The 19,285-nt window shown below is 34.3% G+C and carries 22 protein-coding genes, 1 tRNA gene and 1 pseudogene; 20 read left to right on the forward strand and 4 right to left on the reverse strand.

Going from position 1 to position 19,285, the window contains the following annotated elements; translation table 11 throughout:
• The first annotated feature begins 70 nt into the window (after positions 1-70).
• The 12 genes from J2W48_RS08005 (at position 71) to J2W48_RS08060 (ending at position 7,696) form a co-directional block, all read left to right on the forward strand.
• Positions 71-613, forward strand: coding sequence for a YceD family protein (locus J2W48_RS08005; RefSeq protein WP_310280154.1), 543 nt, complete (start codon positions 71-73; stop codon positions 611-613).
• 9 nt (positions 614-622) lie between these two features.
• Positions 623-817, forward strand: a complete 195-nt coding sequence (gene rpmF, locus J2W48_RS08010; RefSeq protein ID WP_007137315.1) for a 50S ribosomal protein L32 — start codon at positions 623-625, stop codon at positions 815-817.
• 172 nt (positions 818-989) lie between these two features.
• Positions 990-1,988 (forward strand): beta-ketoacyl-ACP synthase III, encoded by a 999-nt coding sequence (locus tag J2W48_RS08015; protein WP_310280156.1) that lies wholly within the window; start codon positions 990-992, stop codon positions 1,986-1,988.
• 23 nt (positions 1,989-2,011) lie between these two features.
• Positions 2,012-2,494 carry an acetyl-CoA carboxylase biotin carboxyl carrier protein gene (accB, locus tag J2W48_RS08020; protein ID WP_310280158.1) on the forward strand — a complete coding sequence of 161 codons (483 nt, stop codon included), beginning with the start codon at positions 2,012-2,014 and terminating at the stop codon, positions 2,492-2,494.
• Positions 2,495-2,609: 115 nt separating this feature from the next.
• Entirely contained in the window at positions 2,610-3,956 is a 1,347-nt protein-coding gene (gene accC / locus J2W48_RS08025; protein WP_310280160.1) for an acetyl-CoA carboxylase biotin carboxylase subunit, read from the forward strand.
• A gap of 296 nt (positions 3,957-4,252) precedes the next feature.
• Positions 4,253-4,549 carry a hypothetical protein gene (locus J2W48_RS08030; RefSeq protein WP_310280162.1) on the forward strand — a complete coding sequence of 99 codons (297 nt, stop codon included), beginning with the start codon at positions 4,253-4,255 and terminating at the stop codon, positions 4,547-4,549.
• Positions 4,550-4,621: 72 nt separating this feature from the next.
• On the forward strand, positions 4,622-4,951 hold the full coding sequence (locus J2W48_RS08035) for a hypothetical protein (RefSeq protein ID WP_310280163.1): 330 nt from the start codon (positions 4,622-4,624) through the stop codon (positions 4,949-4,951).
• Between the two features lie 15 nt (positions 4,952-4,966).
• Positions 4,967-5,263, forward strand: coding sequence for a hypothetical protein (locus J2W48_RS08040; protein ID WP_310280165.1), 297 nt, complete (start codon positions 4,967-4,969; stop codon positions 5,261-5,263).
• Positions 5,264-5,291: 28 nt separating this feature from the next.
• A complete protein-coding gene (locus tag J2W48_RS08045; RefSeq protein ID WP_310280167.1) occupies positions 5,292-5,582 on the forward strand; it encodes a hypothetical protein in 291 nt (96 codons plus the stop codon).
• Positions 5,583-5,618: 36 nt separating this feature from the next.
• On the forward strand, positions 5,619-5,915 hold the full coding sequence (locus tag J2W48_RS08050) for a PepSY-like domain-containing protein (RefSeq protein WP_310280169.1): 297 nt from the start codon (positions 5,619-5,621) through the stop codon (positions 5,913-5,915).
• 22 nt (positions 5,916-5,937) lie between these two features.
• Positions 5,938-6,234 (forward strand): hypothetical protein, encoded by a 297-nt coding sequence (locus J2W48_RS08055; protein WP_310280171.1) that lies wholly within the window; start codon positions 5,938-5,940, stop codon positions 6,232-6,234.
• A gap of 124 nt (positions 6,235-6,358) precedes the next feature.
• A complete protein-coding gene (locus J2W48_RS08060) occupies positions 6,359-7,696 on the forward strand; it encodes a sigma-54-dependent transcriptional regulator (protein ID WP_310280173.1) in 1,338 nt (445 codons plus the stop codon).
• Here the strand turns inward: J2W48_RS08060 and J2W48_RS08065 are convergent.
• Together J2W48_RS08065 and J2W48_RS08070 are read right to left on the reverse strand one after the other, a co-directional pair.
• Positions 7,693-10,134: a hybrid sensor histidine kinase/response regulator gene (locus J2W48_RS08065; protein ID WP_310280176.1), complete on the reverse strand. Its 2,442-nt coding sequence runs from the start codon at positions 10,132-10,134 to the stop codon at positions 7,693-7,695. The two genes, J2W48_RS08060 and J2W48_RS08065, sit on opposite strands and share 4 nt — an antisense overlap.
• A 161-nt stretch (positions 10,135-10,295) precedes the next feature.
• Positions 10,296-12,197 (reverse strand): annotated as a pseudogene (locus J2W48_RS08070) (S9 family peptidase).
• Positions 12,198-12,486: 289 nt separating this feature from the next.
• Between J2W48_RS08070 and J2W48_RS08075 the strand changes: the two are divergent.
• The 5 genes from J2W48_RS08075 to J2W48_RS08095 all read left to right on the forward strand — a co-directional run bounded on the left by J2W48_RS08075 (position 12,487) and on the right by J2W48_RS08095 (position 16,448).
• A complete protein-coding gene (locus tag J2W48_RS08075) occupies positions 12,487-13,599 on the forward strand; it encodes an NAD(P)/FAD-dependent oxidoreductase (RefSeq protein WP_310280177.1) in 1,113 nt (370 codons plus the stop codon).
• Positions 13,596-14,372 (forward strand): monofunctional biosynthetic peptidoglycan transglycosylase, encoded by a 777-nt coding sequence (gene mtgA / locus J2W48_RS08080; protein WP_310280379.1) that lies wholly within the window; start codon positions 13,596-13,598, stop codon positions 14,370-14,372. The genes J2W48_RS08075 and mtgA overlap by 4 nt, the downstream gene beginning before the upstream one ends.
• A complete protein-coding gene (locus tag J2W48_RS08085) occupies positions 14,359-15,309 on the forward strand; it encodes a lipid A deacylase LpxR family protein (RefSeq protein WP_310280180.1) in 951 nt (316 codons plus the stop codon). The genes mtgA and J2W48_RS08085 overlap by 14 nt, the downstream gene beginning before the upstream one ends.
• Positions 15,310-15,437: 128 nt before the next feature.
• Positions 15,438-15,767, forward strand: a complete 330-nt coding sequence (locus J2W48_RS08090; RefSeq protein ID WP_310280182.1) for a YegP family protein — start codon at positions 15,438-15,440, stop codon at positions 15,765-15,767.
• Positions 15,768-16,184: 417 nt separating this feature from the next.
• Positions 16,185-16,448, forward strand: coding sequence for a hypothetical protein (locus J2W48_RS08095; RefSeq protein WP_310280184.1), 264 nt, complete (start codon positions 16,185-16,187; stop codon positions 16,446-16,448).
• A gap of 66 nt (positions 16,449-16,514) precedes the next feature.
• Here J2W48_RS08095 and J2W48_RS08100 read toward each other — a convergent pair.
• Positions 16,515-16,588, reverse strand: a tRNA-Ala gene (locus tag J2W48_RS08100).
• 106 nt (positions 16,589-16,694) lie between these two features.
• On the opposite strand from J2W48_RS08100, the gene J2W48_RS08105 reads away from it, so the two are divergent.
• The 3 genes from J2W48_RS08105 to J2W48_RS08115 all read left to right on the forward strand — a co-directional run bounded on the left by J2W48_RS08105 (position 16,695) and on the right by J2W48_RS08115 (position 18,920).
• Positions 16,695-17,459 (forward strand): enoyl-CoA hydratase/isomerase family protein, encoded by a 765-nt coding sequence (locus J2W48_RS08105; RefSeq protein WP_310280186.1) that lies wholly within the window; start codon positions 16,695-16,697, stop codon positions 17,457-17,459.
• A gap of 163 nt (positions 17,460-17,622) precedes the next feature.
• Positions 17,623-18,072 carry a 6-pyruvoyl trahydropterin synthase family protein gene (locus J2W48_RS08110; protein WP_310280188.1) on the forward strand — a complete coding sequence of 150 codons (450 nt, stop codon included), beginning with the start codon at positions 17,623-17,625 and terminating at the stop codon, positions 18,070-18,072.
• Positions 18,073-18,176: 104 nt separating this feature from the next.
• The gene (locus J2W48_RS08115) at positions 18,177-18,920 is read left to right on the forward strand and encodes a UDP-2,3-diacylglucosamine diphosphatase (RefSeq protein WP_310280190.1); all 744 of its coding nucleotides are present in this window, start codon (positions 18,177-18,179) and stop codon (positions 18,918-18,920) included.
• Here the strand turns inward: J2W48_RS08115 and J2W48_RS08120 are convergent.
• Positions 18,917-19,273 carry a hypothetical protein gene (locus tag J2W48_RS08120; RefSeq protein WP_310280192.1) on the reverse strand — a complete coding sequence of 119 codons (357 nt, stop codon included), beginning with the start codon at positions 19,271-19,273 and terminating at the stop codon, positions 18,917-18,919. The two genes, J2W48_RS08115 and J2W48_RS08120, sit on opposite strands and share 4 nt — an antisense overlap.
• Positions 19,274-19,285: the final 12 nt, after the last annotated feature.

The following is a 19,285-nucleotide window of genomic DNA, read 5'->3' on the forward strand; positions in this document are numbered from 1 at the left end:
AATTTTATATCTTTGCACCCCAATTCAGATATCTGAGTTTTAGATGTGAATGGGTCAAATTGATGTTGAGATGAGCAAAATAAGAGAATTTTTAATTCCTTTTGTGGGGTTAAAGTTAGGAAAACACCATTTTGAGTATCAAATAAGTAAGGAGTTCTTTGAGAACTTTGATTATGATGAATTTCAAAATTCGAATATCAAAGTAAACGTAGTTTTAGATAAGAGTAGCAATATGCTGGAGTTGGATTTTAAACACAAAGGAACTGTAAACGTGCCTTGTGATTTAACCAGCGAAGATTTTGATTTGCCAATAAAAGGAAAGATGAAACTCATCGTTCGTTTTGGAGATGAATTTAATAATGATAATGAAGAGTTGCTGATCTTGCCACATGGTGAATTTGAATTAGACCTGTCGCAATACATTTATGAAATGATTGCACTTTCGGTACCGCTAAAACGAGTTCATCCAGGTGTAAAAGATGGAAGTTTGCAAACGGAAGCTTTATCAAAACTGAATGAACTAACTGTAAAAGAACAAAAAGAAGAGAGTAAACAAGAAGAAGATATTGACCCGCGTTGGGACAAATTAAAAAAACTATTAACGGATAAATAATATAGTAAAATGGCACATCCTAAGAGAAAAATCTCGAAAACAAGAAGAGATAAGAGAAGAACACATTATAAAGCTACTGTAGCTCAAATCGCTACATGTCCTATTACTGGAGAAGCACATTTATATCACAGAGCTTACTGGCATGAAGGTAAAATGTATTACAGAGGGCAAGTTGTTATCGATAAATCTGTAGCGGTTGCTTAATACGTTTTTTTAAATGATATTAGAACTCTCACTATGTGAGAGTTTTTTTGTTGGATATAACTTTTCTTTTTAAGGAAATTTACGACAATGCGTTTAGAATTTTTTTTGTAATTTTCAAGTCTTTTAAAAATTTTTCAGATATGCAATATTTGAAAGGAAATAATAGAATATAATGAATACAATCACAGCCGCAATTACCGCTGTTGGAGCTTATGTTCCTGACTTCGTGCTTTCGAACAAAGTGTTAGAAACAATGGTCGATACCAATGACGAATGGATTACTACCCGTACTGGAATAAAAGAAAGAAGGATTCTTAAAGACGCTGATAAAGGAACTTCATTTCTTGCCATAAAAGCGGCACAAGATTTAATAGCAAAAGCTAATATTGATCCTTTAGAGATTGATATGATAATAATGGCAACAGCTACACCAGATATGCCGGTAGCCTCTACAGGAGTTTATGTTGCTACAGAAATTGGAGCAACAAACGCATTTGCCTACGACTTACAGGCAGCCTGTTCCAGTTTTTTATACGGAATGTCAACTGCTGCTGCATATGTACAGTCAGGCAGATATAAAAAAGTATTATTAATTGGTGCCGATAAAATGTCATCAATTGTAGATTACACAGACAGATCAACTTGTATTATTTTTGGAGATGGAGCGGGAGCCGTTTTGTTCGAACCAAATTATGAAGGCTTAGGCTTGCAAGATGAATATCTAAGGAGCGATGGTGTAGGACGCGATTTTCTAAAAATTCCTGCCGGAGGTTCTCTAATACCAACTACAGAAGAGACCGTAAAAAACAGACAGCACAATATTATGCAGGACGGGAAGACTGTTTTTAAATATGCTGTAACCAATATGGCTGATGCAAGCGAATTGATAGTGAAAAGAAACAGTTTGACTAACGAAGATGTTAACTGGTTAGTACCACATCAGGCAAACAAACGTATTATTGATGCTACTGCAAGCAGAATGAATCTTGATGATTCAAAAGTATTAATGAATATTGAAAAATATGGTAATACAACTTCAGCGACATTGCCATTAGTAATAAGCGACTTTGAACATTTATTCAAAAAAGGAGATAATATTATTTTTGCCGCTTTTGGTGGAGGATTCACTTGGGGATCTATCTATCTGAAATGGGCTTACGATAAAAAATAAATTAAAACTAAAAACGAATCATTATGGATTTAAAAGAAATTCAAAACCTAATCAAATTTGTAGCAAATTCGGGTGTTGCAGAAGTAAAGTTAGAAATGGATGATGTAAAAATTACCATCAGAACAACTTTAGAAGGAAATGCAACTGAAACAACTTATGTACAGCAATTGCCTGCTCAGCAGGTATTGCCACAAACAGCGGCACAAGCAACGCCTGTAGTTGTTAACGTAAACACAGAAACTCAGGCAGCATCAGAAGATTCTAAATATATTACTATTAAGTCTCCAATTATTGGTACTTTTTATAGAAAACCATCTCCGGATAAGCCAGTTTTTACTGAAGTAGGAAGTACAATTGCTAAAGGTGATGTTCTTTGTGTAATTGAAGCAATGAAATTATTCAACGAAATCGAATCAGAAGTTTCAGGTAAAATTGTAAAAATTCTTGTAGACGATATGTCTCCGGTAGAATTTGACCAGCCTTTATTCTTAGTAGATCCATCATAAAAAATTTAGATTTTAGATTTTAGATTTTAGATTGATTTACAACAACGAGAAAAATTTGTTAATCATCTAAAATTATCTAATTATCATATTGTCTAATTATCTAATTAAAATAAAGATGTTTAAAAAAATATTAATTGCGAATAGAGGAGAAATTGCACTTCGTGTAATTCGTACATGTAAGGAAATGGGAATTAAAACTGTAGCAGTTTACTCTACAGCCGATGCCGAAAGTTTACATGTTAAGTTTGCTGATGAAGCGGTTTGTATCGGACCTCCTCCGAGTAACTTATCGTATTTGAAAATGTCAAATATTATTGCCGCTGCAGAAATTACTAATGCAGACGCAATACATCCGGGATACGGATTTCTTTCAGAGAATGCGAAATTCTCTAAAATTTGCCAGGAACACGGAATCAAATTTATTGGTGCTGCTCCTGAAATGATTGACAGAATGGGAGATAAAGCTTCTGCAAAAGCGACAATGAAAGCAGCAGGGGTTCCATGTGTGCCAGGTTCAGACGGATTATTAGAGTCTTTCGAACAAACACAACAATTAGCAAAGGAATTTGGTTACCCGGTTATGCTAAAAGCAACTGCAGGTGGTGGTGGAAAAGGAATGCGTGCTGTCTGGAAAGAAGAAGAATTATTGAAGGCATGGGAAAGTGCACGCCAGGAAGCTGCCGCAGCATTTGGAAATGACGGAATGTACATGGAGAAACTTATTGAAGAACCACGTCATATCGAAATTCAGGTTGTTGGAGATTCTTACGGAAAAGCATGTCACCTTTCTGAAAGAGACTGTTCAGTACAACGTCGTCACCAAAAATTGACAGAAGAAACACCTTCGCCTTTCATGACAGATGAATTGCGTACTGCAATGGGAGATGCTGCTGTAAAAGCTGCTGAATACATTAAATATGAAGGAGCAGGAACGGTAGAATTTTTAGTGGATAAACACAGAAATTTCTATTTCATGGAAATGAATACCCGTATTCAGGTAGAGCATCCAATTACGGAACAGGTTATTGATTATGATTTAATTCGTGAGCAAATTATGGTAGCTGCCGGAATTCCAATTTCAGGGAGAAACTATTTACCGGAATTGCACGCTATCGAATGTCGTATTAATGCTGAAGATCCTTATAACGATTTTCGCCCTTCCCCAGGAAAAATTACAACCCTTCATATGCCGGGAGGACATGGAGTTCGTTTAGATACTCATGTTTATTCAGGTTATACAATTCCCCCTAATTACGATTCCATGATTGCTAAGTTAATTACTACTGCACAATCCCGTGAAGAAGCAATTAGCAAAATGAGAAGAGCTTTAGATGAATTCGTTATTGAGGGTGTGAAAACTACAATCCCTTTCCATAGACAATTAATGGATGATCCAAGATATATTGCAGGAGACTATACAACTGCATTTATGGATACTTTTAAAATGAATCCAATAGAATAAATAAATAAAGGCTGTCGAAGATCGATAGCCTTTTGTTTTTTAAATGTTATTTCAAATCCGCCAGACTTCAAATTTCTGACGGATTTTTTGTTGATATAACACTATAGTGTGTACTTTTTATACACTGATTTAAAGTTTTTACACACTTGGCACAAGTAAATTATAGATTGTTGTTTTGTTAAAAGGCTTTAAATACAGGCTTTTACAATGTGTTAAGTCTTGTTTGAGTGTTTTGGTATAATAATTTCATTATCTAATATGTAAAACAATAATAAATAATTTAAATATACATTACTATGAAAAATTTATTTCTATCAGCCGCAATCGTTTTGGGAAGTTTAACTTCATTTGCTTCAACTTCTCCAATTTCAACGAATATAGTAAAAATGATTTCTGTTCAGGATGAATATACTGAAATCAAATTAGAGGAAGTTCCTACTGCTGTAACAGAAGCGCTTAAAAAAGCATATCCGGATGCTGTGCTTTCAAAAGCATACAAAAATGCAGCTTCAGAATATAAACTAGATGTAACTGTTGGTGATAAAGTTGGTTCTCTTTTTGCAAATGCAGACGGAACCTGGATTCAGAAATAATCAAATCTCTTGTTTTGAAAATTCAAATCAGCAATACTAAAATAAAAGTAAGAACACTAGCACATAATTTTGATGAAAAATTTATTTCTATCAGCCGCAATCGTTTTGGGAGGTTTAACATCATTTGCTTCAACTTTACCAATAACAAATTCATTCGTAAAAACAATTTCGATTCAAGATGAATATATCGAGATAAAAGTTGTGGAAGTGCCAGGTGCTATTACAGATGCTCTTAAGAAAGCATATCCTGATGCACTAATTTCAAAAGCATATAAGGCTAAGTCAGAATACAGATTAGATATAACAGTTAGTGATAAAGTAGGTTCTCTTTTTGCAAATGCAGACGGACCTGGATTCAAAAATAATCCAATAAAATCTATTTTAAAAATTTATAAATATTAAAAAAAATACATTATTATGAAAAATTTATTTCTATTAAGCGCAATCGTTTTAGGAAGTTTAACTACCTTTGCCTCAGCCACTCCAAATCCAAATACTACAATAGAGGTAATTTCTGTTCAGGATGAATATACAGAAATTAAAATTGAAGAATTGCCAGCGGCAATTTCTGAAGCTCTTAAAAAGGCATATCCTGATGCAGTACTTTCTAAAGCATATAAAAATGCTAAATCAGAATACAAATTAGACGTTACGGTTGGAGACAAAGTAGGATCTCTTTTTGCTAACGCTGATGGTACCTGGATTCAAAAATAAATCAGACTAACCTTAAAAATAAATTGCTATGAAAAAGTTAATCTTATCTGCAGCTATCATTCTGGGAAGTTTGTCAATGCATGCAAAAAATACAGTTATTACAGGTTCTGTGAATCAATTAGTTATAACTCAGGATGAATATAAAGAAGTTGATGCAGTTCCGGCTGCTATAAAAACTTCGTTGGATAATTCTTATCCAGGTGTAAAATTGGAAAAAGCATATGTAAACGAAAAAAAAGAATATAAGATTGAGATAATTGTTAGAGATGTGAAGTCGGTAGTTTACACTGATGCTCAAGGAAATATCCTTAATAAATAATTAAAATATTTAATCTCAAAAAAAAAAAACAGTCCCATGAAAAAATTATTATTATCCGCAGCAATCATTTTAGGAAGTTTATCAGTAAATGCTGCCACTATTCCGGTAACAGGTCTAATCCATCAATCATTAATTATTCAGGATGAATATACTGAAGTGAAATCAGATGAAGTTCCGGCTGCTGTCAAATCAACAGTAGAAAAATCTTTTCCTAATACAAAGCTTGAAAAAGCATATGTAAATGAAAAGAAAGAATACAAATTAGAGATTTCAAGTGGTGATAAAAAGTATACTGTTTTTATGGATGCATCAGGAAATATCATTAAAAAGTAACCTATTAAAAAAAAGTAATATCATGAAAAAATTAATCTTATCAGCGGCAATAATCCTAGGGAGTTTGTCAATTTATGCATCAACAGATGTAAATGTGGATCCAATAAAAACGGAAACGAATTTTCAAACTGGATTCACTGAGATAGCCTTAGATGCGGTTCCAGCTGCTGTAACAACAGCACTAGAAGCAGCTTATCCAGGAGCAGTACTTGAAAAAGCGTATAAAAATGAAGATAATGAATACAAATTAGACATATCAGTAGGAGGCGAAAAGGCTTCAGTTTATTCAGATGCCGAAGGTAACTGGTTGAAAATATAATTAGGTAAATTAGATTTATGTTTTTGGTGAAAAGAGATTGCTTCGGCAGTCTCTTTTTTTTTGCATAATTTTGTGAAAATACTACTATAATAGTGGTATTTTAGCAAAAAGTCTCAAAAATAAGATGCCAAAGATATTACTGATAGAGGATGATATTTCGTTTTGTAAATTATTAGAAAAATTTCTAATCAAAAAAGCATACGATGTTAGCATTGCTTTTTCAGCTGCTGAAGCTAAATTAGCTATGCAAAAAGAATCTTTTGATCTGATTTTGACAGATCTAAGGCTTCCGGATTCTGATGGAATTGTTTTAATGTCGGAATTTAAGATGTCATATCCTGAAATTCCAATCGTACTAATGACGGGTTACTCGGATGTAAATACTGCTGTAAAAGCAATTAAAAACGGTGCTTCTGATTATATTTCAAAACCTTTTAATCCAGACGAGGTTTTATTGGTTATAACGAATGCTTTACAAGCCTCTCCTGTTATAACCCCTCCTGCAGAAAACAAAAAAGCGATAAAGAGAACTACTGTAGAAAATGAATTTGTTAAAGGGATTTCTACTGCATCTAAAAAACTATTAGATCATATACAATTAGTCAGTCCTACAGATATGTCGGTTTTGATTATTGGAGAAAGCGGAACAGGAAAAGAAATTATAGCCAAAAGTATACATCAACAGAGTAATAGAAAAAACAATAGTTTTATTGCTGTAGATTGTGGGGCCATTCCTAAAGAATTAGCCGCAAGCGAGTTTTTTGGTCATTTAAAAGGATCATTTACCGGAGCCATAAATGATAAAATAGGTTATTTTGAGGCGGCTAACGGAGGGACTATTTTTTTGGATGAAATTGGTAATCTCTCATATGAAAATCAAATCCAGTTATTGCGTGCGCTTCAGGAACGAAAAATAAAACCTGTAGGAAGCAACAAAGAAATTAATGTTGATATCCGTATTATAACAGCCACAAATGAAGATTTACGTGAAGCAGTTAAAAACGGTGATTTCCGTGAGGATTTATATCATAGAATTAATGAATTTTCGATTCAGTCACCATCATTGACAGATAGAGGAGAAGATTTAATGATTTTTGCCGATTATTTTTTAGACAAAGCCAATCAGCAATTGAATAAGGATATTATCGGATTTTCACCTGAAGTTGTTGCTATTTTTCAAAAATACAATTGGCCGGGAAATTTGCGTGAACTTCAAAATTGCGTAAAACGTGCCACATTGCTGACCAGAGGGGATTTTATTGAAAGTGATGTTCTTCCGGCAGAATTTTTTCATGTACAAAAAGAAAATTCCGGCGGTACTTTTTCATTGTCCGAAAATGAGAAAGAAACTATTATTCATGCTTTATCCAGAGCACAAAATAATAAATCTGAAGCTGCAAAATTGCTGAAAATTACCAGAAAAACACTTTATAACAAACTTAAGCAATACAATATTGACTAAAGTATTTCTCTTTTCAAGGTTGTAAATAACTGTTCAGTTTTGTTTTTTAAATCTGCTAAAAGGGTTTTAATATCATAATTTTTCAAATTTTCTTCTTCTAATTTTTGTAGAATTTCTACAATTTTATTTGCCTCAACTTGTTTAAACATTGGCATTGCCCGATGTGCAATAGAATTGATTTCAGCATAGTTTTCTGCTATAAAAGAGTTTTCTAAAGATATTAGATTTTCTTCAGTACTTGTAATAAAAGATTTAAGGACCTCTTTTAAAGCTTTATCCTCGTTACCTAAAAATTCTTTTAAACTTTCCAATGAATATAAAGCATAGGGAGATTTTTCTTTTGTTTCCTGAACAGGAATATTTGGACTTAAAGTATTGTCCAGAATATGATGAATGGTCTCAAGTAATATTTTTGGAGAATAAGGTTTTTTAATTATTGTGGTAAAACCGGCTTTCTCATAAATTGAAATATCTAAATCGGTTCTGCCTGTCAGGGCAATAATAGGCTGGTTTTTATAAACGGAATCAGGTAAATTTTTAATTTTTTCAATAAATTGAAATCCGTCCATTTCCGGCATCTGGATATCAGTAATGACAAAATCGAAAGCAGTGTTCTGGACAGCTTCTAACGCATCAATAGCCCGGTTAAATGATAAGACACGATGATTTCCTTGTGTTAGTGCACCACTCGTCAAATTCAGTAAATTTGTATCGTCGTCAATAACAATAAAAGTAAGGTTATTAGGAATCGGGTTAAGTGGCTTTATCTTTTTTTCCGTTAAACGGTTACTGCTGTCAAATAATAATGGCAATGTAATTTCAAATTTACTGCCTTTTCCAAAAGTGCTTTCCAGATTCAGTTTTCCTCCTAAAATGGATATTATTTTTTGACAAATAGAAAGGCCTAGACCTGTTCCTCCATATTTTTTTTCAATATTTTCATTGGCTTGGGCGAATTCTTCAAAAACTAATTTCTGATTTTCTTTTTCGATTCCAATACCTGAATCTTCAATCGTAACAATAAAAAATTGATTATCATCAGAAGAATAGCTACTGATTTTTATGAATCCTTCTTCCGTAAATTTATAGGCATTTCCAATAATATTGCTCAGAATTTGTTTCAGGCGAAACGGATCCCCGACTATTTTTTGATTTAGCTTTTCATCGATGTTAATAATAAGATCAATAGTTTTTTGTTTGTAAACTGTCTGGATATTTTTAGCAACACCATCAATAATCTCAGGCAACAGAAAAGGTACTTTCTCAATCGTAATTTTTCCGGCTTCAATTTGAGAAAAATCCAATAAATCCTGAACCAGTTGACTAATATATTCGGATGAATTTTTAATGTTCTTGATGAAATAAGATTGTTTGTTATTGATGTCAGAGTTACCCAAAAGTTCCGTATATCCTACAATCGTGCTTAATGGTGTTTTTAAGTCGTGACTTACTGTCGAAATTAATTGTTCGCGACTTTTAAGTAAGTTTTTCGATTTGAAATTGGCGATTTCCAATTGTTTTTTATACAATTGCGATTTGGAGTAATCGCTCACAATTAAAATAGAGAAAAAAACCGTTAAAAACAACCCAACAATAGCTGCTGCTGTAACAATATCATTGACTTTTTTAAGTGATTTTTCCTTTAATGAATTGTTTTTTATCGAATTGATGATGATTTCCCTTTCGATAATCCTAAGTACTTTTCGGAGTTGATCTGAAATGGCTATTTCATTTTTAAGCAGTTTGTTTTCTTCAAAATTAAGGGATTCTTTTTTCTTTTCTGTTTCTCTTTTTACTGTGCTTAGCAGTTTTTTAGAATTTGCCAGAATAGAATCAGATGCTTGTTTGCTCAGTGTATTAGTGCTGTCATCAGGAATATTCTGATTAAGGTAGTCAACATATTTTTGAAGTACATTTCGTTGATAACTTCCTAAATCATTAGGGCTTTTAGTAAAATCCTGAAGTTCTAATTTTCGAAGTTTGAACTCCATTTTGGTAATCTCATCAATAGCCGTGTTGACAGAAACTTCATCGTCTGCTTTATTCTTAATAATTTTTAATTGTCGGATATTTTCTGTTTTTTCAGACAAAAAATAGGTCACACTATCAAGTAATGTTTTTTGATACTGTGTTGTAACGATGCTTTTTAAAGTATCAATTCTCGAAAGCAGCGAATCAGTTTCAACAAGGTAACTTTTAAAATCTTTTTCGGAGTTGGTCTGAATCGTTTTCCGCGCTAAACTCTCGGTTTTATATACGTTTGAAAAGAGCTTACTGACTCTTAGAATTTTGGTTTTTTCAAAAGCAATTTTATCTTCTAATTTGTTGTAGACTACGTTTTCTGAATATAAAAACCATCCTACAGTTACCAATAACGCCAGTAGGGCAACGTAGCTGAAGAGTACTTTAATCGGAGTATAACTTTTTTTGCTTTCCATAAGCCAGGATTTGCAACTAATTTTTTTGTTAGCCTTAAAAATAAGTAAAATTATGTGCCCTGCTTTATTTTGAAGCTTTTTTTAATATAAAATTAGCCTAAGATTTTAAGATTAAATGTTCTTAATCTGAAAAAATTAGGCTAAAATATGGATATTGCAAATTATAGTGTTTCGTTCAGCCATTTAAAAAATTCACCCTGCCAGACCTGAGCATTTTGAGGTTTTAAAACCCAGTGATTTTCATCAGGGAAATAAACCAATCTGCTTTTGATTCCTCTTAATTGTGCGGCCTGAAATGCCTCCAGGCTTTGACCGATTGGAACGCGGAAATCTTTCCCACCCTGAACAATTAAAATCGGTTTATTCCAGTTTCCAACTAAAGTAGCCGGATTAAAAGTGGTGTATGTCTTTTGCGCAACCACATTGTCTTTTTCCCAGTATGCGCCGCCAAAATCCCAGTTGTTAAAGAAAACTTCTTCCGTAGTTCCAAACATGCTTTGGGTATTGAAAACACCATCATGGGCGATAAAGGTCTTGAAACGATCTTTGTGAATTCCAGCTAAATAAAATACTGAATATCCACCATAACTGGCACCCACGCACCCTAAACGATTTTTGTCAACATAGTTTTCTTTGGCAACATCATCTATTGCAGACAGGTAATCATCCATAACCTGTCCGCCCCAATCCTTGCTAATTTGCTCATTCCATTCTACACCGTGACCCGGCATTCCGCGACGGTTTGGTGCCACAATTATATAACCTTTAGCAGCCATTAATTGAAAATTCCAACGGAAAGAATACGATTGTGTCAATGCAGCTTGTGGTCCGCCCTGACAGAATAATAAAGTTGGATATTTTTTTGAAGCATCAAAATTTGGCGGTAAAATTACCCAAACGAGCATTTTTTTACCATCAGTTGTAGTCACATAACGTTTCTCTGTTTTGCTTAATGCTAATGTCTTGTAAATATCTGTATTTACATTTGAAAGTTGTTTCCAGGTGTTTTTCTTCAAATTAAAAGAAAAGATTTCCGGAGCATGATTCATGTCGTTTCTCGTTACGATGATTTCATCGCCAGCAAAACCAACTAAATCATTTACGTCAAAATCTCCATGTGTCAATTGGCGAACCTGAATTGCAATTCTTGTCAGTCCCGGAAAATTAACCACAAAAAGTTGTTTTGTACCGTCAACAGGTGCTACAAAATAAACGTTTCTGCCATCTTTACTCCAGATAAAATTATCTACAGTTCCATCCCAATTTGCGGTTAAGTTGGTTTTTACTCCTTTAAACTCAACAATAATATCATTTTTGTCTGCTTCGTAACCATCACGTTTCATTTGCAGCCAAGTCAAATTTCCGGTTGGTGAAAATTGTGGTGCCGTATCGTAACCCAAATTATCTTCGGTTCTATTGATGGTTTTTTGAGTCTCTAAATTATATTCATAAATATTGGTATTGGTAGAAACTGCATACTCAGTTCCTGCTTTTTTCTTGCACACATACAAAATGCTTTTCCCGTCAGGTGACCAGATATAATCTTCGTCGCCACCAAAAGGTTTTTGCGGACTATCAAATATTTCCCCTTTTAAAATATCGGTTCCGGTAGTCCCTTATTTGTTTTCTTTATAAAAAACATGATTGAATTTCCCTTCATTCCAGGTATCCCAATGGCGATAATCCAGCCCGTCATAAATCTGAACTTCGGATTTGTCCAGCTTCGGATAAAAGTCCTTACCTAAAACTTTTTCAATTTTTACTTCTTCATTGTAAACCAAAAATTTTCCGTCCGGCGAAATATTTTTGTCTTTTAAAACTTCTTTGGTGTCTTTGATTTCAGTAGCATTCCCGCCGTTTACAGGTAAAATGTAATATTTAGAATGTGATTTGTTTTCTTCTACTGAAGGAGTTGACACTTTAAAAACCACATTTTTTTCATCTTTGGAAATTCCTAGTGGAGTAACCCGTCCTAATTTCCACAACAATTCCGGTGACATAACATTTTGCCCGATAGCGTTTATACTCATCATTAGTAAAGTTGTAAATAATACTTTTTTCATAATAAAATTCTAATTTTCGTGGGTTAAAAGTACAAATATATTTCAGCAGGAAAATGTTAAAAATTTGAACTATATAAGTTAATGTACTTGGGACATAACATTAAACCCGCTTCTGTTTTATGAATCTCTTTATGTAAAATTAGCACCAGTTTTATTGCAGAATTTGGAATTTTATTAGTGTAATTTATCCTGAAGTTTTACAACTGGAATTAAATGAACTTATATTATATGGTGGAAATATTACTTATTAATGGTAAAAAAAATCATTATTTTTATAAAAAATTGATAAATGGAATTAAGTTATTGGGAACTAAAAAATTGGTTCACAAATGTTGATTACACGATTGTTGGAAGCGGGATAGTAGGACTTCATGCTGCATTACGCTTACGCGAAAGGTTTCCGGCAGCCAAAATTCTGGTATTGGAAAAAGGAATGCTGCCACAGGGAGCCAGTACCAAAAATGCCGGTTTTGCCTGTTTTGGAAGTCTTTCGGAAATTATGGATGACCTGAAAAACCATTCAGAAGAAGAAGTTGTACAGCTTATCGGAAAACGTTGGCAGGGTTTACAATTACTCCGAAAAAGATTAGGAGATGCTATCATAGATTTTAAGCCGCATGGCGGATATGAATTGTTTCTGAAAGAGGACGAAAGCGGATTTAGCGAATGTATGTCGAAGTTGTCTTTTATCAACGAAATTTTAAATCCACTTTTTAAAGCAGACGTTTTTACCAAACAAGCAGATCGGTTTGGTTTTGAAAACATTCAGGACTATTTGATTTTTAATCCGTTTGAAGCACAAATTGATACCGGAAATATGATGCAGGAATTGCTAAAACAAGCTGTTGCTGCTAATATTTTAATTTTGAATCAGCAAACCGTAACTTCATATACCGATTCAGGAAATCAGGTTGAAGTGCTACTCAATGATTTTGGTTTTATCTCCAAAAAGATATTTTTCGCCACCAACGGATTTGCAAATACGTTGACCAATGGAGCCGTAAAACCGGCAAGGGCACAGGTGTTGATAACAGAACCTGTTCCGGATTTAGATATTAAAGGAACTTTTCATATAGATCGAGGTTATTATTATTTCAGGAATATAGGAAACAGAATTTTGCTTGGAGGCGGTAGAAACCTCGATTTTGAAGCAGAAACGACAACCGAATTCGGTCAGACCAAAATTGTGCAAAATAAATTGGAAGATTTACTTAAAAATGTAATTTTACCAAACCGTGATTTCGAGATAGCCCATCGTTGGAGTGGCATCATGGGAATAGGAAACAGCAAGAATCCTGTTGTTACACAACTGTCTGAAAACGTATTTTGCGGAGTACGTTTAGGCGGAATGGGAGTAGCAATAGGCAGTTTAACAGGAACAGAATTAGCAGATTTAATATAATGGCAACCAAAAAACCAGCACCAAGAAAAACAACCACAACCAAACCCAAACCTAAGGCAACTTCCAAGAATTCAAAACAATCTTTTGGAGAAAAAGTAAAATGGTTTTTTATTAAAGCCACTTTATGGTTTTTCGGGCTTTCGATTGGCTCAGTAATATTTTTTAAATACGTACCGGTACCGTTTACACCGCTTATGGTTATTCGTGCAATAGAAAATAAATTTGAAGGAAAAGAGGTTTATTTTGACCATGACTGGGAACCAATTGAAAAGATTTCCATGAATTTGCAAAAAGCAGTTATTGCCAGTGAAGACGGAACTTTTTTAAAGCATAATGGTTTTGATTTCAAAGCGCTTCAAAAAGCGTATAAAAGCAACGAACGTGGCCGCAGAATTCGTGGTGGAAGTACGATTTCGCAACAAACGGCAAAAAATGTTTTTTTGTGGCAGGGCAAAAGTTATTTCCGTAAAGGATTAGAAGCCTATTTTACCGTTTTGATTGAAGCTATCTGGGGCAAAAAACGTATCATGGAAGTATACTTAAATAGTATCGAAATGGGAGATGGCGTTTACGGGGCCTATGCCGCTACCGAACATTGGTACCGTCGTGATGCTTCGAGCCTGATACCAATGCAGGCTGCCGGAATTGCAGCCATACTGCCAAATCCGAGAAAGTTTAAAGCGACAGGCTCTTCCAGTTATATTAACAGGCGTAAAGAAAGAATTGTTCGTGAAATGCGTGCTGTTGGAAAAATAAACTATGATGCGAAGTAAAAAAGTTTCTATTGCGTTTCTGATATTAGCATCGACTTTAGTTTTCGGACAAGGAAAAACAACAGAAATAGGTTTTATTTCTGATAATGACTTATACACATCTTCTAAAAACGATATGTATTATACCAATGGTTTAGAGTTTTTTTGGCGGTTTTTGTCTAAAAATAGTAACGAAAAAATCAAGAAAAAAATTACCGAATTCAGAATCGGGCAGTACCTTTATAATCCCAGATTTATTAATGAAACGGCTATTACAATAAATAATCGGCCGTTTGCAGGTTATCTTTTTGCAGAAACCGGACGCAGTTTTTTTTACCAAAGCGAATCGGTTTTAAAATCAGACTTTCAATTGGGATATGTGGGGCAAAATTCGTTTGGAGAAGAATTGCAGGAGGGATTTCATAAAATTATTGGTTATAAAAAGGTCTATGGCTGGGAAAATCAAATTCACAATGCTTTGGCTGTTCAGGGGCATGTTTTATATTCAAGGAAATTATTTCCGGAAAAGCAGCATGATTTTGCAGACCTTCATTTTCAGTCGGAAGCTAATTTAGGAACAATCTTTACAGGTATTTCAACAGGATTTTTAACCCGTATTGGTTTCAGGAAACTACTTCCTGTTTACGATTCTAATTTGCACAATGCGTCCGTAAGTTTTGAACCGCAATTTAATGTGAAGGAATTTTATTTGTACGGAATGTCAAGTATTAATTACCAGTTTTATGATGCTACGATAGAAGGCAGTTTGTTTAATGATACCAGTCCGGTAACTTTTGATTTGATTTCGTGGCGTTTTAATGCAGAATTGGGTTTGAAATACCGCTACAATAATTTTAATGTATCGTACTCTTTTGTTTACCGGGGAAAAGAATTGGAAAGCCCTGATATGACTGGATCTTTTTATGGATCGATACGAATGGGATTTTTGTTGAAATGATTTTTGCGGGTTAATTGAACAAGTCCCAACTATTAATATTTTGGTTCACTTTAAAATTGTATTTCAAAGTTTTGTATTTTTATAGAATTGCACCATCAAAAATATTTCTAACATAAACCAAAAAAAGTATGGGAAAATTTGTAATTACCAAGAGAAAGAACGGGGAATTTCAATTTAATTTAAAAGCCGGTAACGGTCAGATCATTTTAACCAGCGAAGGATATTCCAGTAAAGCATCATGTTTAAACGGAATAGAATCTGTAAAAACGAATTCAAAGGATGAGTCTAAGTTTGATAAAAAAGAATCTTCTGGCGGAAAGCCGTATTTTAATTTAAAAGCATCAAACGGTCAAATTATCGGTACTAGTGAAATGTATGAAAGTGTTTCAGCCAGAGATAATGGTATTGCCTCTGTTAAAACAAATGCTCCTGATGCTACAACAGATGATCAGGCGTAAATTTGATCTGTAAAAATATAATTGGAAAGCTCTCATTATTGGGAGCTTTTTTGTTGGGTCTCAGATATAAGTTTACAACTATGTAAGGAATGCGCCTGAAACAATGTTGTATTTGTTTTTAGAGCGACCTTAACCGCTACAGAGGATTTGACACTACAAAATGCGACAATATATTGTTCCCATTACTTTAGCTTCAAAAAAATAACAGCCACAAATTTTTACAAATTATGTCTTGAGTAATTTGTGGCTAATAAATAGTGTTACAACCTTGCTGGCCTTCAGTCCATAGGTTTTGTTATTAACTAGTCTTATAAAATAAAAACCTCTCACTTAGCCCAGATGGAAGCGGCATCTTTTTTTTTGCTTCTTTAGCAGGAAAAAGATACAGCGTACAGCGGGACAAGTGGCGATTTGAAAATGAAAATTGCTGTTTCTGATGATAACCAGATTATTAACATTTTAATAATGTTTCTAAAGTTTAAATTCTTAACTTTATTTAAAATTAAAGCTATGGAAATCAATTGGATAATAATAGGGATTGTGGCAGTTTTCGTGGTTGTTTTAATCGTATTTACGATTAGAAAAAATCAAAAGGAGAAAAAGAAGTTAACAGATTTATTAAATAATGATTTTAAGAAAGCTGAAGAAGATGAACCGGATTTTGATAATAACGCAAGTTAGTGATAAGCTACTTTTTTGCTTGTAAATAAAAAACCGTATTACAAATAAAGTAATACGGTTTTTTTGTGGAGAATACCGGATTCGAACCGGTCACCTCTTGCCTGCCAGGCAAGCGCTCTAGCCAAATGAGCTAATCCCCCAATTCGATAGCAAATTAAGTCAATTAATTTTCAAAAAGCAAATTTCAAATTGCTTAGACCGAAAAATAGTTGCCAAAATTGTAACTTTACGTTCAAATTTATTTTTATGAGTTCAAAAAGTAAGACCGGTTCGTTACAGACTACTGTCCATAATACTGTTGCCACACTGCGGTTTGGCCACCCTGCGAGCAATTCCTTTCCTCGTGAATTACTAAATCGCTTAACTGCCGAAATTAATTTTATGAGTACCAATGCAGATGTTTCGGTTATTGTTTTGCAAAGCGAAGGAGATAAGGTTTTTTGTTCTGGCGCATCGTTTGATGAACTTTTGGAGGTAGAAAATGAAGAACAGGGAACGGAATTTTTCTCGGGTTTTGCACATCTGATAAATGCCATGCGTAACTGCTCTAAGCTTATTATAGCTCGTGTACAGGGCAAAGCTGTTGGCGGTGGTGTCGGAATTATTGCAGCTTGCGATTATGTTTTGGCCACTCCCGAGAGCGCTGTTAAACTCTCGGAACTCGCCATTGGCATTGGTCCGTTTGTAATTGAGCCCGCCGTTTCGCGAAAAATTGGAAAAACGGCCATGACCGAAATGACACTGGCAGCCCATGAATGGAAATCAGCCGACTGGGCTTTACAAAACAAACTTTTTTCGGTTATTCACACTGCAAATGAACTCGACGATGCCGTTGTAGCTTTTGCCGAAAAACTTAGTTCATACAATCCGGAAGCATTGTCCGAAATGAAAAAAATCATTTGGGAGGGAACAGAACTTTGGGAGTCCTTATTAATCGAACGTGCTGCCATTACAGGAAAATTAGTATTGTCTGATTTTACCAAAAGTGCTTTACTGGAATTTAAGAAATAGTTTTTTCAGAAGCTGGTTCCTGCTGTACGCTGTATCTTTTCCTCGCTAAAGAAGCGAGAAAAAGGATGCCGCTTCCATCAGGGCTAGAACCATAAATCAAGACCTTTTTGTAATAAAAGACTATTTCTCGCTTCTATTTCCTAAATTTGCAAAAAAATAATCGATGAGTAATATCAGAATTACAAAACAATTTAGTTTCGAAACCGGTCACGCTTTGTATGGTTACGACGGAAAATGCAAAAACGTTCACGGACACAGTTACAAGTTATCGGTAACCGTTATTGGATCGCCAATTACGGATCGGTCAAATGTAAAATTCGGAATGGTAATCGATTTTTCGGATCTGAAGAAAATTGTAAAAGAAGAGATCGTCGACCAATTTGATCATGCAACAGTTTTTAATCAGACTACGCCTCATATTGAATTGGCAAATGAATTAAAAAACCGCGGACACCATGTTATTTTAGTCGATTATCAGCCAACGAGTGAAAATATGGTGGTTGATTTCGCAGACAGAATTGTAGCAAGATTACCTTCAGGAATTAAATTGTTCTCCCTAAAACTTCAGGAAACCGAATCGTCCTTTGCCGAGTGGTTTGCGAGTGACAATTAATTAAGTTAGTCAAAAGTTGCCAGGCAAAAGTCAAAAACCAGCCAGGTAAACAGCTTAAATTTGAAATCTAATATTCTAAGTAGTCCAAAAATCTAATAATCTAAATGAAAAAAGTATATTTTGCTTCTGATCAGCATTTTGGAGCTCCAACTTCGGAATTGAGTTTGCCTCGTGAAAAGAAATTCGTGTCCTGGCTTGATGAGGTAAAACAAGATGCGGAAGCTATTTTTTTATTGGGCGATTTATTTGATTTTTGGTTTGAATATAAAACGGTTGTACCTAAAGGTTTTGTGCGTGTTTTAGGTAAGCTGGCAGAAATTCGTGACAGTGGAATTCCAATTTACTTCTTTGTGGGCAACCATGATTTATGGATGCATGATTATTTTGAAACGGAATTGAATATTCCGGTTTATCATGATAACAAAGAATTTACTTTTAACGGAAAAACGTTCCTAATTGGTCACGGCGATGGAAAAGGCCCCGGCGACAAAGGTTATAAGCGTATGAAAAAGGTGTTTACAAATCCGTTTTCAAAATGGCTTTTCCGTTGGCTGCACCCTGATATTGGTGTAAGTCTGGCTCAATATTTATCCGTTAAAAATAAATTGATCTCAGGCGATGATGATGTAAAATTTTTAGGGGAGGAAAACGAATGGCTGGTTTTGTATGCCAAACGAAAACTCGAAACCCAACATTACAACTACTTTATTTTTGGTCACCGTCATTTACCAATGATTATTCAGGTTGGGGAAAATTCCAAATATGTTAATCTGGGAGACTGGATCGGATATTTTACCTACGGTGTTTTTGATGGCGAAACTTTTGAACTTCAAAAATTCGAAAACTAATTCTTACCTGCTCCGTAGACATATTCATCTAAGTCCAATCGAAATAAAGTTCCTTCCACCAAATCCTTTATTGATTTTATTTCTTTCATTGAAACCGCTAAATCTACCTGATGGCAAGGTGTTTTGAGTAAAAATTTATGGCAGGTATTTTTTAACTGACAGGATTCACAACAAGTGTTTTCTATCATGCTGTCTTCTATCAATTGATAAAAATGACTTAATTCGGATAAAGTTAAATATAGCCCTGTTTCTTTAAATATGAGCTGTATTTTGTCGAGTACGGTTTGGTTTTCCTTTTTCCAGTAAAAGGCCATTCCAAAATTATTATGGTATATCTGTTCAATTTCTCTCATTCTAAAATCCTT

The sequence above is a fragment of the Flavobacterium piscis genome, from assembly GCF_031457575.1.
GTDB lineage: Bacteria > Bacteroidota > Bacteroidia > Flavobacteriales > Flavobacteriaceae > Flavobacterium > Flavobacterium piscis_A.

What these genes read in the sequence shown, in the direction of transcription:
- rpmF (WP_007137315.1), top strand. Translation starts at nt 623, where the DNA reads ATGGCACATCCTAAGAGAAAAATCTCGAAAACAAGAAGAGATAAGAGA.
- J2W48_RS08055 (WP_310280171.1), top strand. Translation starts at nt 5,938, where the DNA reads ATGAAAAAATTAATCTTATCAGCGGCAATAATCCTAGGGAGTTTGTCA.
- J2W48_RS08045 (WP_310280167.1), top strand. Translation starts at nt 5,292, where the DNA reads ATGAAAAAGTTAATCTTATCTGCAGCTATCATTCTGGGAAGTTTGTCA.
- J2W48_RS08105 (WP_310280186.1), top strand. Translation starts at nt 16,695, where the DNA reads ATGAGTTCAAAAAGTAAGACCGGTTCGTTACAGACTACTGTCCATAAT.
- J2W48_RS08085 (WP_310280180.1), top strand. Translation starts at nt 14,359, where the DNA reads ATGATGCGAAGTAAAAAAGTTTCTATTGCGTTTCTGATATTAGCATCG.
- accC (WP_310280160.1), top strand. Translation starts at nt 2,610, where the DNA reads ATGTTTAAAAAAATATTAATTGCGAATAGAGGAGAAATTGCACTTCGT.
- J2W48_RS08030 (WP_310280162.1), top strand. Translation starts at nt 4,253, where the DNA reads ATGAAAAATTTATTTCTATCAGCCGCAATCGTTTTGGGAAGTTTAACT.
- J2W48_RS08120 (WP_310280192.1), bottom strand. Translation starts at nt 19,273, where the DNA reads ATGAGAGAAATTGAACAGATATACCATAATAATTTTGGAATGGCCTTT.
- J2W48_RS08060 (WP_310280173.1), top strand. Translation starts at nt 6,359, where the DNA reads ATGCCAAAGATATTACTGATAGAGGATGATATTTCGTTTTGTAAATTA.
- accB (WP_310280158.1), top strand. Translation starts at nt 2,012, where the DNA reads ATGGATTTAAAAGAAATTCAAAACCTAATCAAATTTGTAGCAAATTCG.
- J2W48_RS08040 (WP_310280165.1), top strand. Translation starts at nt 4,967, where the DNA reads ATGAAAAATTTATTTCTATTAAGCGCAATCGTTTTAGGAAGTTTAACT.
- J2W48_RS08075 (WP_310280177.1), top strand. Translation starts at nt 12,487, where the DNA reads ATGGAATTAAGTTATTGGGAACTAAAAAATTGGTTCACAAATGTTGAT.
- J2W48_RS08095 (WP_310280184.1), top strand. Translation starts at nt 16,185, where the DNA reads ATGAAAATTGCTGTTTCTGATGATAACCAGATTATTAACATTTTAATA.
- J2W48_RS08050 (WP_310280169.1), top strand. Translation starts at nt 5,619, where the DNA reads ATGAAAAAATTATTATTATCCGCAGCAATCATTTTAGGAAGTTTATCA.
- J2W48_RS08015 (WP_310280156.1), top strand. Translation starts at nt 990, where the DNA reads ATGAATACAATCACAGCCGCAATTACCGCTGTTGGAGCTTATGTTCCT.
- J2W48_RS08090 (WP_310280182.1), top strand. Translation starts at nt 15,438, where the DNA reads ATGGGAAAATTTGTAATTACCAAGAGAAAGAACGGGGAATTTCAATTT.
- J2W48_RS08110 (WP_310280188.1), top strand. Translation starts at nt 17,623, where the DNA reads ATGAGTAATATCAGAATTACAAAACAATTTAGTTTCGAAACCGGTCAC.
- J2W48_RS08005 (WP_310280154.1), top strand. Translation starts at nt 71, where the DNA reads ATGAGCAAAATAAGAGAATTTTTAATTCCTTTTGTGGGGTTAAAGTTA.
- J2W48_RS08065 (WP_310280176.1), bottom strand. Translation starts at nt 10,134, where the DNA reads ATGGAAAGCAAAAAAAGTTATACTCCGATTAAAGTACTCTTCAGCTAC.
- J2W48_RS08115 (WP_310280190.1), top strand. Translation starts at nt 18,177, where the DNA reads ATGAAAAAAGTATATTTTGCTTCTGATCAGCATTTTGGAGCTCCAACT.
- J2W48_RS08035 (WP_310280163.1), top strand. Translation starts at nt 4,622, where the DNA reads ATGAAAAATTTATTTCTATCAGCCGCAATCGTTTTGGGAGGTTTAACA.